The following is a 14,107-nucleotide window of genomic DNA, read 5'->3' on the forward strand; positions in this document are numbered from 1 at the left end:
GAGGAGAAATAATGATGATTAAAGTAGCGATACCAGGACATTTTCAATTTCGGGTGTGCCCGAGTTTCCAGAATATACTCTTTACCAGACAGGGGGACGTTCACTACATAGGCGGCACCGAGGTGCTTCCCCCGCCGCTGGAACCAGACAAGGAAGCGGAAATCATCGCGGATCTGGGAACCGAATTCGACGCGGATGCGAAATCTGTGTTGATCGAGCACAACCTGCGGCTGGTCGTCTACATAGCCAAAAAGTTTGATAACACAGGGGTAGGGGTGGAGGATTTGATCTCGATTGGAACCATCGGCCTGATCAAAGCGATCAACACCTTCAACCCCCAGAAAAATATCAAGCTTGCGACATACGCCTCCCGTTGTATAGAAAATGAGATCCTGATGTATTTACGCCGGAATAACAAGACGAAGATGGAAGTCTCCATCGACGAGCCCCTCAATGTAGACTGGGACGGCAACGAACTGCTGTTGTCGGATATCCTGGGTACCGACGAGGACGTTATTTACAAGGACATCGAAAATGAGGTGGAGCGCAAGCTTTTGCAGAAGGCGATTGAAAAGCTGACGGAGCGGGAGAGGACCATCGTGGAGCTGCGGTTCGGGCTCAACAATGCCTATGGGGATGAGATGACCCAAAAGGAGGTGGCTGACCTGCTGGGAATTTCCCAGTCCTACATTTCCAGACTGGAAAAAAAGATTATCAAACGCCTTAAGAAAGAAATCGTGAGGTTTCAATAGGTTCCTTAATGAGAAGGGGCCGGGCCTGGGGACTAGAAGGGCCGGGAGTGAGCCACGCGGGAGTCCGGGTTCGGGCCGGGTTTCCCCGGCTTTCGGCCCCGGCGGTTGGTAAAGCCCGGGAAGGCTGTGGCCGGTCATATAAGTTCCACTAACTCCGAAAGAGAAAAAGTCTTTATTGCATATCCTGTCACAAACTCGCCAAAATACGGCTCGGACAGTGTGACAGGATATGTGACTTTTTCTCTTTCTGCGTAAGTGGAACTAATATGACCGGCCAATGCCTTCCCGGGCTTTACCAACCGCCGGGGCCGAAAGCCGGGGAAACCCGGCCCGAACCCGGACTCCCGCGCGGCTCACTCCCTGCTTTGGTGCAGGCGGTGCTTTTAGAGGGGATTGGGCAGAGGGGGTTATGGGATTAGGGATTTGATGAGTATGAGGATTATGAGAAGCCAGATTAGGATTATGGGAAGCGCGTAGTACCATTTTTGGGCGGCCCTATGTGTATTGGAGTTCTGTGCTTGTTTTTTGTTCTTTTCCCATATGTCTTTTGGGATGAGTTTGATGGTTATGGTAATAAGGGCGGGGAGTAGGATTAGGTCGTCCAGATAGCCCAGGATGGGTATGAAATCCGGAACGAGATCTATGGGTGATAGGGCGTATCCAACGGTGATTCCTGCGGCTATTTTGGCGGGTAGAGGCGTGTCCTTGTCTTTTAAGGATAGGAATAGGGCTGGGATGGCGGTTTTTAAGTTTTTGGCCCGGGCTTTTAGGTTCATTTAAAGCTCCATTCTGCGCGCTTTGGGACGCGGTATAAGTTGTAATGGGAGAGCGGTGTTTTTTGCTATGTATTTAGATATATATTGGGGGACTGGTTTTATTTTAGCATAGCTGTTTGGATTTTGCAGTTGTTATTGGGATTTTGTAGGTTATTTTGGTTTTCGGGTTATTCTTTCTTTGATGTAACAATATTGACAATCAGTGCGAGAAGTGATAATATTAAACTTATATGGTTAGCTATTGCTAACTTAACGGAGTTACAAATTATTATATCTTAAAAAAGGTACATGCTGCCAGAAGGAAAGAAGGCTTGTACGCGAAAGTTAGCTGAAACTAACTAAAAGGAGGTTGTTTATGTCAGCCTTTATACGAAAACGTTTGGTGAGTTTTGTTATTGTGCTTGTCGGCGTGAGTATTTTAAGCTTTTTACTTCTGGCATTCTCTGTCAGCGACCCGGCAGAGCTGATTGCCAGACGAATCAATGTCAATGCTACTGCAGAGCAAATTCAAGAGGTTCGTGTGGCTCATGGGTTGAATAAGTCCATACCGGAGCAGTACATAAATTGGGTAAGGGGATTTTTTTGCCGGAGAATTAGGCATATCCACCTACTCCTTTAATCCGATTTCACAGGATATAAGATCGCTTTTTCCTACGACTCTTACAGTAGTGGGGGTGGCGCTTGTGTGGGTACTGGTTTTAGCATTGCCGCTTGCCCTGCTCTCCGCAAAATTTCGCAACTCTGTGCTGGACCACAGCATACGGGTATTGACATTACTGGGTATTTGCCTGCCCGCCTTTTGGCTTGGTTTTTACTGCTATTAGCTTTTGCTATTGAAATTCCTGTGTTCACCGTTTTGCCTTCGCCGGGATTAAAGGGGTATATTTTGCCATCTTTTGCCTCGGGCTTTCCCGTGCCTGTGGTATGGTGCGTCTGTTCTGCCCAGATGTACGCGCTTATGCGCCCGGCTGCAAAAAACAAAACAGTTCTTCTTCCTCTAAGCTGCATTTTTTCGTACAGGATATGTTTCATCTTCCTTATGCCGATGAAAGCTTTGCTGTGATTATTGCCTCAAATGTGCTGCGCATCATTCCCGAACCGGAAAAAGCCCTTGCGGAAATAAAACGAGTGCTGGCAAAGGACGGCATCGTGATTTTACCTACCTTTACGCATAAGGATATGGGCGTTTTGCACGCATGAAAGCGTGATGAAAGCAGCGGGTTTCCCGCTGACCTATGCGGAGTGCTTCAAAATGATGAAAAAAGATGATACATGATGGCTTACTATGCAATGCAGTCATTTTTATATGGCGCTTCTTCTATGATACTTGTTTTCCGGCTGACGGAGGTTGTCTCCTTTATCGGCGGGAAATGGAAAGAGTGCCGGAACAGGGGGTAATATGGATGCGACGGTAAGAGAAAAGAATATATACGGAAGCGGTGTTGAAATCGTTTCCCGTAACGGGGACTGCACTGTTTATCGTCTCTTTGACAGTACCGGAGAGCTTGTTATGACAAGCTACGCAGTTTTCCCGGGCATTGAGCTGATTTACAATGACGTGCATATTCAAAAATGCGAACTTGAGCGTGCGGAAACCAGCAATATCTTTGAAATCAACCATTGCCGCGAAGGACGCATTGAGTGTGGGTTTAAGGATGATTTTGTATACCTGACTCCCGGCGATCTGACGATAGCGAAAAAAGACGATACCGCACGCGGCTCTTTTTTCCCGCTCAGCCATTATCACGGAATCACCATTATGATTGATATGGACAATGCACCGAGGTGTTTTTCCTGTGTTTTGGACGATGTCAATGTGAAGCCGGATGCACTGATAAAAAAATACTGCGGCGATGGAAAGTGTTTCGTTTCAAGATCAAACCCTGCCGTGGAGCATATCTTTTCGGAGCTGTATTCTGTTCCCGAAAAGATCAGACGAGGATATTTCAAAATTAAAATACTTGAGCTTTTGTTGTTCCTGAGCGGTACCGAAATAAAAGATGAAAAAAACTGCCGGCCCGCGTACTCGCAGTCACAGGTTGATCTGGCCAAAAGAGTATGTTTTCATCTCACAGAGCATATGGACGACAAAATTACACTGTCGCAGCTTTCCGAGGCTTTTCATATATCCGTCACTCAAATTAAGAACAGCTTCAAGGGCGTTTACGGCGTATCGGTTTACTCCTATATCCGCACGCAGAAAATGCAGGCGGCCGGGCTGATGCTTCAGCACTCAGACTCTACCGTTCTTGAAATTGCCGGGAGGTTCGGCTATGACAACGGAAGTAAGTTTGCCGCTGCTTTTAAGGATGTTATGGGCATGACGCCGAACGAGTACAGAAGTGCTTTTGGAATCAAGACCATTCGGGTTCCCCGTGAAAACTCTTAAATGTCTTTTTGGAGCCTAAGAAAACCTAAACGGAGCGGAAAATGCGGTTCCTTTCGTGTAAACTATATTTGAAAGAAAAGGCGCCCAGCGAGGCGCATCTTTTAAAAACGAAGGTTAGCAATAGCTAACCAGCAAAAAGGAGATGACCTATGAGCGTCGTAATTGTCGGAGAAAACGAATGCATGGTACGGGAATACAAGGACTTGTGCCGTGAGTACCGCTGTAAAGCAAAGATATATCCCAAAATGGGCGGCTGTATGAAAAATATCGGAAGCCCTGACCTGCTGATCCTGTTTACAAGCACCGTGTCGCATAAAATGGTGCGAAGCGCATTATGTGATATGAAAGGCAAATGTACAAAAATTGCCCGAAGTCATTCCAGCTCCATGGCGGCGCTTCGGGGGATTTTAGACGAATATTGTGCAGAGGTGAACAATTTATGCCTGAGGAATTGATTATTCGACACTGCTCTCCGACCCTCGCCGGAATAAAAACCGGTAATTTATTCTCCTGCACCTTTGAAAGCAAAGAGGAGTTATTCGGCGATATTCGTGCGATCAACCGAAAACTTGTGCCAAAGGGCATCCGAATGATTCCGCTGCGGCTCTCAAAGGGGCGAGCCCTGATTTACCTGTACAGGCCGACTAAATTATTCAATGATTTAGCTTCCGCTGCGGCTGCGGCAATTCTTGAAGACCTCGGGTATTCTCAAATCGGGAGCACGGCCTGTATTGCGCAGTTGTCAAGGCGGCTGCAAGCTTCTGCGGGATTTCCGCATGAGATAGGATTGTTTCTTGGCTATCCGCCTGAGGATGTCTGTGGCTTTATTGAAAATAAGGCGGCGTGTGCAAAATGTACGGGCTGCTGGAAGGTTTACGGCGATGAAGAACAGGCGCAGAAAACCTTTGAAAAGTACAAAAAGTGTACATTAATCTATTGCTCGCAATGGGCAGAGGGAAAAAGCATCGAACGGCTCACTGTGGCCGATTGATATATTAAAATTATCTATGAAGGGATGGTACATACAAATGAGTAAAATTGCTGTTGTTTATTGGAGCGGAACCGGGAACACGGAGGCGATGGCCGCTGCCGTTTTGGAGGAGGATGAATTTGAGCCGATGTTTTCAGCCTGCGAAGCAAATCTGAAAGGCAAGAAAATCGCTCTGTTTGGCTCCTACGGCTGGGGCGACGGAGAGTGGATGCGCAGTTGGGAGGAAACCTGTATCGGCGACGGAGCTGTCCTTGCCTGCGACAGCGTAATCTGCAACGAAGCGCCTGACGCCGCCGCCATTAGCTCCTGCAAAGCTCTGGGTGCGGCACTGGCTGAATAACAGAGAATTGGAGGGATAGAAATGAAAACAGAAAAATTAAAAGGTAAAGATCTGATCAATGTCGGTATTTTCTCGGCAATCTATTTTGTTATCATTATGGCAATCGCCATGCTGGGATATATCCCGATTATGATGCCGCTGCTTTGTGTAATCGGCCCCGTTCTCTGCGGGATTCCGTTTATGCTGTTTATGACAAAGGTTAAAAAATTCGGCATGATTTTGATTATGAGCATTATCATGGGTATTATGATGATGCTTACCGGCATGGGATGGTATGCCCTTGTGGTTGGCGCTGTTTCAGGGCTGATTGCAGAACTGATTTACAGAGGCGGTAAATATGCAAGCTCCAAGCTGGCGATTGTGTCATACGGTGTGTTCAGCACATGGATGTGGGGCAATTTTCTCCCGCTGTTTTTCAATCCGGACGGATATTTTTCAACTCGCCAGAGTTTTGGGCAGGAATACATTGAGTCTCTTACAAACCTGATGCCCATGTGGATGTGCCCAACGCTGCTTGTCACCTGCTTTGTTTTTGGGGTTGTCGGCGGATTATTGGGCAAAGCGCTCTTGAAAAAGCATTTTAAAAAGGCAGGAATCGCCTGATGCGGGGAAGTTTTTTACAGGTCAGTACAGAACATCGGGGACTCGTGTTTGATCCGCGCACAAAGCTGCTTTTACTGATTACGATGTCAACCTTTGTCCTAGGCGGAATTGCGGGAGAGAAACTGTCGTTTCTCCTCCCGTGCTTCTGTGTTCTGCCGTTTGTTTTGCTTTTAACAGCAAGGAAATATAAAACGGCAGCCCTTTATTTTATTCTATACACCGGCTCCTATCTGCTGAACCTGCTCGCAACACCGCACCTGACAGGCTTTCCTGCCTTTCTTGTACTCGGCTGCGCCGGAATATTGACGCGCTTTATGCCAAGTATGATGCTGGCCGTTTATGTTGTTTCGAGTATGACGGTGAGCGAATTCACGGCGGCCATGCAGAGATTGCATTTAAGCGAAAAAATAATCATCCCGATGTCCGTCATGTTTCGCTTTTTTCCGACGGTTGCGGATGAATTTTCCTCCATCAATGCGGCGATGAAAATGCGCGGCATTGCATTCGGCGGCAAAAATGCCGGCAAAATGCTGGAATACCGGCTGATTCCGCTGATGACCTGTACGGTGAAAATCGGCGATGAGCTTTCTGCCGCCGCACTCACAAGGGGGCTTGGCGGAACGGTAAAACGGACAAATGTATGTAAGATCGGCTTTCATGCGCAGGATGTAATCGCCATACTCTTTTGTGCCGGATGCTTTGGCTTCTTAATTCTCGATGTTGCCGGTGTATTATAAGGAGGGAAGTTTGAAAGATAAATCTTTCAAACCCGGATTTGCGCCTTTCAGGTCGGCGCGACCTGAATTTCACAACCGCATTTAAAATGCAGTTGTGAAATCGGCGCAAAGTCCAGAAGGGAATGATCATAATTATGATAGAAATTCAAAACGCAAGCTTTCGCTATGCCAATTCCGACAGCGGTGTCCTTGATGAGATTACACTTCATATCAAGGGTGGCGAGTGCGTTCTGCTCTGCGGAAAATCCGGCTGCGGCAAGACTACGTTTACGCGGCTTATCAACGGGCTGATTCCGCATTATTACGAGGGCGAGATGAGCGGCAATGTTACTGTAAGCGGATTAGATGTAACGAAAACCGAGCTGTATGAAACTGCACGGCTGGTCGGCAGCGTGTTTCAAAACCCGAGAAGTCAGTTTTTTTGTGTGGATACCACGAGCGAAATCGCCTTTGGCTGTGAAAATCTCGGGCTGCCCGTATCAGAGGTTGAAAGCAGAATACAGAAATCAGCAAATGAGCTTGATATGGTTGAGCTGCTCGGACGAAACATTTTTAAGCTTTCAGGCGGCGAAAAACAAAAGGTCGCCTGTGCCTCGGTTTCGGCCGTCCAACCGGAGGTGTTTGTACTGGATGAGCCAACCTCGAACTTAGATATTGATGCGATTGAAGATTTGAAAAGAACGCTGCTGCTTTGGAAGTCACAGGGGAAAACCATTATCATTGCCGAGCACCGGCTGTATTGGCTGAAAGAAATCTGCGACCGTGTGATTTATATGGATAAAGGTAAAATAAGCTTTGATATTTCAATGTGTGACTTTACAGCTTTTTCGGATGAAAAAATCAGGTCGCTCGGATTGCGTACACTGTGCTCTGATCATCTGCGAATCGCAGCGAAAATCCCTGTCGCAGAAACGATGGAATTGCAAAATTATCATTTTTCGTATCAGCAAAAGGACGCCCTATGTATTGACTCGCTCGCTTTGCCGGTCGGCGGTGTGATTGCCGTTATCGGACATAACGGCGCAGGAAAATCCACCTTCTCCCGCTGCCTTTGCGGGCTTGAAAAGAAATTTAAAGGAAAAGTATCCTTTGACGGAGTGCAGTACACACGAAAAACCATGCTCAAAAAATGCTATATGGTCATGCAGGATGTCAATCATCAGCTCTTTTGCGAATCTGTAGAGGACGAAGTCTGTCTCGGGATGGATGAGGATAACGAAAAGGATGTTTCGGGTATTCTGTCCGGACTCGGGTTGGCAGAGCTTTCTGAAAGGCATCCAATGTCCCTTTCGGGCGGACAAAAGCAGCGGGTTGCCATCGCTTCGGCGATTTTGGCGGGAAAAGAAATCCTGATTTTTGACGAACCCACAAGCGGACTGGATTTTGAACATATGGAGCAGACCGCAAGGCTGCTGAGTTCTTTTGCCGGACGCAAAACACTGTTTGTCATCACGCACGATCCTGAGCTGATTGTACGGTGCTGTACGCATATTCTGCATCTTGAGGAAGGAACAGTTTTAGAGCAATACCCGCTTACAAATGAAAACAAAGCTCGATTTACGGGCTTTTTCAAAGTGTAATTTCCGTGTCCGAATGGAGCCAAATCCTGCCCGAACAGAGTGGAAACGGAAAACAGACTAAAGTATAATGGAACCAAAGATAAAAAGCGTCAAGGGACGCTTTTTATTTGAAATATGGGTTAGCAGAAGCTAATCGGTAAGGAGTGATGAAACAATGAAAAAACAATCCAACCTGCAAAAATTAATGAACTATGCAGGCAACTACAAAATCCTGACGGTATCCTCTTGGATACTATCGGTCATCAGTGCGCTGACAGCCCTTGTTCCGTTTATATTCATCTGGAAAATTATAAAAGAGGTGCTGGATGTTGCACCCGACTTCGGTAAGGCTGAAAATCTTGTGCACAATGGTTGGCAGGCCGTTTGCTTTGCCATATTATCCATGGCGATTTACCTTTGTGGGTTGTTATGCTCCCACATCGCTGCATTCCGTGTGCAGACAAATATTCGCTCTTGGACACTGCGTCACATCATCACACTGCCTATGGGCTTTATGGACGGTGTAGGAAGCGGAAAGCTGCGCAAAACGGTGGACGAATCCAGCGCCGCTACCGAAACCTATTTGGCGCATCAACTGCCCGATACGGCAGGCGCATATGCGACGCCTGTGGGACTTCTTGTTCTGCTGGTTACCTTTGACTGGCGGCTTGGACTCCTTTCCTTAATTCCTGTGGTATTGGCGTTTCTGATTATGAGCGCTATGACCGGAAAGAGAATGCAGGAGAAGATGAAAGAATATCAGAACTCCCTCGACAGCATGTCGAACGAAGCGGTGGAATATGTCCGGGGTATTCCCGTTGTAAAGACCTTCGGGCAGTCGGTATTTTCCTTTAAACATTTTAAGGCGGCGATTGACAACTATGAAAAATGGGTGATTTCCTATACCAAGGATTTACGCATGCCAATGACGATTTACACTACGGCCATAAACGCTGTTTTTGCTGTACTGATTGCCGCCGCCATGTTTTTCACGGCGGATGGTGTAACAAACGAATTTCTGCTGAATCTTTTGTTCTATATCATCATCACACCTGTCATTACAGTGACGCTGAATAAAATCATGTATTCCAGCGAAAATAAATTGATTGTAGCGGATGCTCTGACGCGTATCGAATCCGTCTTGACCATGCAGCCGCTGCCGGAACCGAGATCACCGAAGCACCCTAAAGACAATTCAATAACGCTGAGCGGCGTTAGCTTCCGATACCCTGAGGCTAAGGAAAACGCCCTGTCTGATGTAGATCTGCAAGTAAAGCCCGGCGAACATATCGCACTGGTGGGCGCGTCCGGCGGCGGAAAAACCACACTTGCCAGCATTATTGCGCGGTTTTGGGATGTGAACTCCGGCGAAGTAAAAATCGGAGGAGTGAATGTAAAGGATATTTCAAAGGAAGAGCTGATGAATACGGTATCCTTTGTCTTTCAAGATTCCAAGCTTTTAAAAACCTCAATTCTTGAAAATGTGCGTATGGCAAAGCCCGGCGCCACCCGAAAAGAAGTTGAAAGAGTGCTGCACGATGCACAGTGTGACGATATTATAGAAAAACTGCCGAATGGAATTGATACGGTAATCGGCACAAAAGGCGTTTATCTCTCCGGCGGCGAGCAGCAGCGAATTTCGATTGCCCGCGTTATGCTGAAAAATGCCCCGATTCTGATTCTTGATGAAGCCACGGCTTTTGCCGATCCGGATAACGAGGCGAAGGTACAGGCGGCTTTCTCGGTTCTGTCCAAAGGGAAAACCGTAATTATGATTGCACACCGTCTTTCCACCGTTACAACCTGCGACTGTATTTATGTGCTTGACAACGGACGGATTGCAGAGTACGGAACGCACGGTGCTCTCACTTCACAAAGCGGAATTTATGCGCATATGTGGTCGGAATACGGAAAAACCGTAAAATGGAAGGTAGGTGCTGTTCATGCTTAACTATTTAAGACACAAGTTTGCACTGTCTGAAACCGGAGCAAAGGATATGAGAAAGGCGTTTTTCTCCTGTACCGCGTCCTATCTTGTTCTTATGTTTCCTGTCAGCTTGCTTTATTTTCTCGTAAAGGATTTATTAAACGGAACAGGAACAGGTGCAAAGACAGCATTCTATATTGCCGGTATTGTGATTTGCCTGCTTTTGATTATGCTCACAACCTATATTCAATACAATGCAACCTTTTTCGCCACCTACAAAGAAAGCGGCGTACGCCGCATCGCTCTTGCTGAAAAGCTTCGTAAGCTTCCACTTTCGTTCTTTGGTAAAAAGGATTTGGCGGATTTGACAAGTACGATTATGGCGGACTGCGCTTTGCTTGAATCGGGCTCATCCCACTGGATTCCGGAGCTGGTCGGCTCTATCGCGTCCACCTTTTTAATTGCAATCAGTCTTTTCTTTTTTGACTGGCGTATGGCGCTTGCCGCTCTTTGGGTGCTTCCGGTTTCCTTTGGTATTGTACTGTCTTCTACAAAATATATAAACCGCAAACAGGTAAAACAGACGCAGGCGAAAATGGCGTTTGCGGACGGTATTCAGGAGTGCCTTGAATCCGTGCGCGACCTGAAAGCTAACAATGCCGAAGATGCGTATATGGTTGGCCTTGATGCAAAACTCAAGGCAGTAGAAAAGCGCACAATTATTACAGAACTGAGCAACGCTGTTTTTAATGGCTCTGCTCGTATGATACTCAAACTTGGCATTGCAACAACTGCATTGGTTGGAAGTGTGCTGCTTGCGAACGGAAGCCTTGATGTACTTACATTTTTTATGTTTTTATTGGTAGTTTCCCGTATTTATGACCCGATGATTTCAACGCTTGATAACCTCAGCGGAATTATCGCGCTGAATATTCCCTGCGGACGAATGAACGAAATTTTAGAGCATCCTGTGCAGGAGGGTTCAGAGAAGCTTACAAACAACGGCTGCGACATCGTGTTTGAACATGTCGGCTTTGCTTACAATAAAGACGAACAGGTATTGCGGGATGTGTCTTTTGTAGCAAAACAAGGCGAAGTAACAGCGCTGATCGGCCCGTCCGGCGGCGGAAAGACCACGGTTTCCCGCCTTGCAGCACGCTTTTGGGATATTACAAAGGGTAAGATTACAGTGGGCGGTATGGATGTTTCAAGGGTAGATCCCGAGACGCTGATGAGCCTGTATTCCATTGTTTTTCAGGATGTAACCTTATTTAACAACACGATTTTGGAAAATATCCGTATCGGTAAAAAAGACGCGACCGATGAAGAAGTTATTGCAGCGGCAAAACTTGCTCACTGCGATGAATTTGCCGAGAAACTGCCGGAAAAATGGAATTCGCAAATCGGTGAAAACGGCTGTGAGCTATCTGGCGGAGAACGCCAGCGGCTATCCATCGCCCGCGCGTTTTTGAAAGATGCGCCTATCATTTTGCTGGATGAAGCAACTGCTTCCCTTGATGTGGAAAATGAAACGATGATTCAGGAATCACTCTCCAAGCTGATTCAAAACAAAACAGTGATGATTATTGCCCACCGTATGCGCACCGTTTCGGGAGCCGATAAAATTGTGGTGTTGTCTGAAGGGGCGGTGGCACAGCAAGGTTCCCCGGATGTTCTCTCCGCGCAGGATGGCATCTACAGCCATATGGTAGCGTTGCAGCAGCAGTCCGGAGCATGGAAGATGGAATGAGAAACCAATCCCGCCATTGTTTCTCTGCTCCAAATTTTGTCTTTTGGTTTCTTTTTGCCTTGTACATGCTTTTGCGGAATTTTCCTTCCGAAGGGAATGATCCTTTGCTACGCTATAGAGCAGGATGTAGTATTTCGACCCGTGATTGCAGGTCGTCTCCTGCTCTGTAACGATTTTGGCGAGGATTTGAAGGCTTTATGAAGGCAGTACAGGCGAAAGGATTTTCTTTTAAAATGGAATCATAAAACTCTTGTATCTCACTCTGCTCAATTTCCATTTATCCATAATGTATGGATGATTCACCAGCCAGATTCCATGTTTTTGGGGCAGACTGTGCAGAATCGGTAGAACTTTCTTTGGGTTTATTTTACTATTGTTATGCATGGTGGTACAATGAAAAGAAAAGGAAGGGGAAACGCATGAAACTTACTTTTATTGGGGCGGCGCATGAAGTTACGGGTAGCTGCCATCTGCTGGAGGCTTGCGGAAAGCATATCCTGATCGACTGCGGTATGGAGCAGGGGCGGGATATCTATGAGAATCAGAAATTGCCGGTGACGCCTGGTGAGGTTGATTATATTTTGCTGACCCACGCTCATATCGATCATTCCGGTTTGATACCGCTAATGTGTAAGAACGGGTTTCAGGGGCAGGTGTTCTGCACGTATGCCACGTATGATCTCTGCGGTATTATGCTGCGTGACAGCGCCCATATTCAGGAGTTTGAGGCGGAGTGGAGGAATAGAAAGGCCAGAAGGTCGGGAGCGGAGCCCTATGAACCGCTGTATACCATGAACGATGCGCTGGCGGCGATCGGACTGATGGTGCCGGTTGTGTATGCGGAACGGATTTCCCTTTGTGAGGGGATTGATATCCGGTTCACGGATATGGGGCACCTGCTGGGGTCTGCCAGTATCGAAGTCTGGATTCGGGAAGGGGACGCAGCGAAGAAAATAGTTTTTTCCGGGGATGTTGGGAATCTGAATCAGCCGATTATTAAAGATCCTTCGTTTGTGGATTCTGCGGATTATGTGGTGATCGAATCTACTTACGGAGACCGGCTGCACGGGGATGAACACCCGGATTATGTGGGAAGCTTTACCAGGATCCTGCGTGAAACTTTTGCGCGGGGCGGCAATGTGGTCATTCCGTCATTTGCGGTGGGCCGTACGCAGGAGCTGCTGTATTTTATACGGGAAATTAAGGAGAAGAATCTTATCAGCGAGTATCCGGGTTTTGAAGTCTATGTGGACAGTCCGCTGGCGATTGAGGCAACGAAGGTTTTTAATATGAATACCAGATCCTGCTTTGATGAAGATGCAATGGCGCTGGTGGACAAGGGGATTAACCCTTTGATGTTCCCGGGGCTTAAGACGGCGACTACCAGCGAGGATTCCAGACAGATCAATTTTGACGAGAAACCGAAGGTGATTATTTCCGCGTCCGGGATGTGCGAGGCCGGCCGTATTAGGCACCACCTGAAGCATAATTTGTGGCGGAAGGAAAGTACCATACTCTTTGTGGGGTATCAGGCGGAGGGAACGCTGGGCCGTAAGCTCTTAGAGGGAGCGGATACGGTTAAAATCTTCGGGGAGCAGATCGAGGTGGATGCTAAAATCGAGAGCCTGAAGGGGATCAGCGGTCATGCGGATAAAAATGGCCTGCTTCGCTGGCTGGGCGGATTCCAGTCCGAGCTTCAGCATGTATTTGTCGTCCATGGCGAAGATGAGGTGACGGATGCCTTTGCACATACCGTGGAGGAAGTCATCGGGTGTCCGGCGTTTGCGCCTTATAGCGGAGGTTGTGTGGATCTGGCCACCGGCGAGATTTTAAGCGAAGGGGTCAAGATACGCAAGACTAAGGAAAAACCGGAGACACAGCGGGCCGCGAATGCGTTCCGCCGCGTAGTGGAAGCCGGTAAACGGCTGATGGCGGTGATTATGAAGAACGAGGGCCTGGCCAATAAGGATCTGGCGAAGTTCGAAAATCAAATCAATAACCTGGCGGATAAGTGGGACCGGGATTAACCGCTTTTATTACGGAAAATGGAAAAAGACAGGATCGTTCGGAGCAGTTTAGGTTCTTCCTCGGGTTTGGGTATGCCCGCTGCTTAAGGCTGGGGTGCGTGTCAATGTCCCGGGATGCTCCGGGCAGCCGGATTCCTTTGTGTCTCCCTGGGAGCGTATAGGGCGGCTGAGCTCCCGCTTAGTGGAATCGGAAAGCCGGGTTCAGGATGCACGGCGGACTTCACGTCCGACGGGCAAGAGCCTCTGAACCGGGAAC

The 14,107-nt window shown here is 47.6% G+C and carries 14 protein-coding genes; 13 read left to right on the top strand and 1 reads right to left on the bottom strand.

The genetic code is table 11. The features are described 5' to 3' along the window. Window positions 1-11: 11 nt before the first annotated feature. Window positions 12-752: an RNA polymerase sporulation sigma factor SigE gene (sigE, locus tag KTH89_RS19440; protein ID WP_158344548.1), complete on the top strand. Its 741-nt coding sequence runs from the start codon at window positions 12-14 to the stop codon at window positions 750-752. A 407-nt stretch (window positions 753-1,159) separates the two neighbouring features. Here sigE and KTH89_RS19445 read toward each other — a convergent pair whose 3' ends face one another. After that, entirely contained in the window at window positions 1,160-1,528 is a 369-nt protein-coding gene (locus tag KTH89_RS19445) for a YkvA family protein (protein WP_238722801.1), read from the bottom strand. A 355-nt stretch (window positions 1,529-1,883) separates the two neighbouring features. On the opposite strand from KTH89_RS19445, the gene KTH89_RS19450 reads away from it, so the two are divergent. The 12 genes from KTH89_RS19450 to KTH89_RS19505 all read left to right on the top strand — a co-directional run bounded on the left by KTH89_RS19450 (window position 1,884) and on the right by KTH89_RS19505 (window position 13,851). Beyond that, complete coding sequence (locus KTH89_RS19450) at window positions 1,884-2,147, top strand: ABC transporter permease family protein (RefSeq protein ID WP_238722802.1); 264 nt, start codon at window positions 1,884-1,886, stop codon at window positions 2,145-2,147. A gap of 272 nt (window positions 2,148-2,419) precedes the next feature. Next, window positions 2,420-2,728: a class I SAM-dependent methyltransferase gene (locus KTH89_RS19455; RefSeq protein ID WP_408639971.1), complete on the top strand. Its 309-nt coding sequence runs from the start codon at window positions 2,420-2,422 to the stop codon at window positions 2,726-2,728. A gap of 199 nt (window positions 2,729-2,927) precedes the next feature. Next, window positions 2,928-3,917, top strand: a complete 990-nt coding sequence (locus KTH89_RS19460) for a helix-turn-helix domain-containing protein (RefSeq protein WP_238722804.1) — start codon at window positions 2,928-2,930, stop codon at window positions 3,915-3,917. Between the two features lie 149 nt (window positions 3,918-4,066). Next, on the top strand, window positions 4,067-4,372 hold the full coding sequence (locus KTH89_RS19465) for a DUF2325 domain-containing protein (protein ID WP_238722805.1): 306 nt from the start codon (window positions 4,067-4,069) through the stop codon (window positions 4,370-4,372). After that, window positions 4,357-4,908: a DUF3793 family protein gene (locus KTH89_RS19470; RefSeq protein WP_238722806.1), complete on the top strand. Its 552-nt coding sequence runs from the start codon at window positions 4,357-4,359 to the stop codon at window positions 4,906-4,908. The genes KTH89_RS19465 and KTH89_RS19470 overlap by 16 nt, the downstream gene beginning before the upstream one ends. A 37-nt stretch (window positions 4,909-4,945) precedes the next feature. Next, window positions 4,946-5,248, top strand: coding sequence for an NADPH-dependent FMN reductase family protein (locus KTH89_RS19475; RefSeq protein ID WP_238722807.1), 303 nt, complete (start codon window positions 4,946-4,948; stop codon window positions 5,246-5,248). A 21-nt stretch (window positions 5,249-5,269) separates the two neighbouring features. Further along, the gene (locus KTH89_RS19480) at window positions 5,270-5,851 is read left to right on the top strand and encodes an MptD family putative ECF transporter S component (RefSeq protein WP_238722808.1); all 582 of its coding nucleotides are present in this window, start codon (window positions 5,270-5,272) and stop codon (window positions 5,849-5,851) included. Further along, on the top strand, window positions 5,851-6,588 hold the full coding sequence (locus KTH89_RS19485) for an energy-coupling factor transporter transmembrane component T (RefSeq protein WP_238722809.1): 738 nt from the start codon (window positions 5,851-5,853) through the stop codon (window positions 6,586-6,588). The genes KTH89_RS19480 and KTH89_RS19485 overlap by 1 nt, the downstream gene beginning before the upstream one ends. Before the next feature lie 134 nt (window positions 6,589-6,722). Then, window positions 6,723-8,168, top strand: a complete 1,446-nt coding sequence (locus tag KTH89_RS19490; RefSeq protein ID WP_238722810.1) for an ABC transporter ATP-binding protein — start codon at window positions 6,723-6,725, stop codon at window positions 8,166-8,168. A gap of 154 nt (window positions 8,169-8,322) precedes the next feature. Further along, window positions 8,323-10,098 (top strand): ABC transporter ATP-binding protein, encoded by a 1,776-nt coding sequence (locus tag KTH89_RS19495; protein ID WP_238722811.1) that lies wholly within the window; start codon window positions 8,323-8,325, stop codon window positions 10,096-10,098. Further along, window positions 10,091-11,824, top strand: coding sequence for an ABC transporter ATP-binding protein (locus tag KTH89_RS19500; RefSeq protein ID WP_238722812.1), 1,734 nt, complete (start codon window positions 10,091-10,093; stop codon window positions 11,822-11,824). The genes KTH89_RS19495 and KTH89_RS19500 overlap by 8 nt, the downstream gene beginning before the upstream one ends. Before the next feature lie 419 nt (window positions 11,825-12,243). Continuing rightward, complete coding sequence (locus KTH89_RS19505; RefSeq protein ID WP_238722813.1) at window positions 12,244-13,851, top strand: MBL fold metallo-hydrolase RNA specificity domain-containing protein; 1,608 nt, start codon at window positions 12,244-12,246, stop codon at window positions 13,849-13,851. The last annotated feature ends 256 nt before the right edge of the window (window positions 13,852-14,107 follow it).

The sequence above is a fragment of the Diplocloster agilis genome, from assembly GCF_019042275.1.
Classification (GTDB): Bacteria; Bacillota; Clostridia; order Lachnospirales; family Lachnospiraceae; genus Diplocloster; species Diplocloster agilis.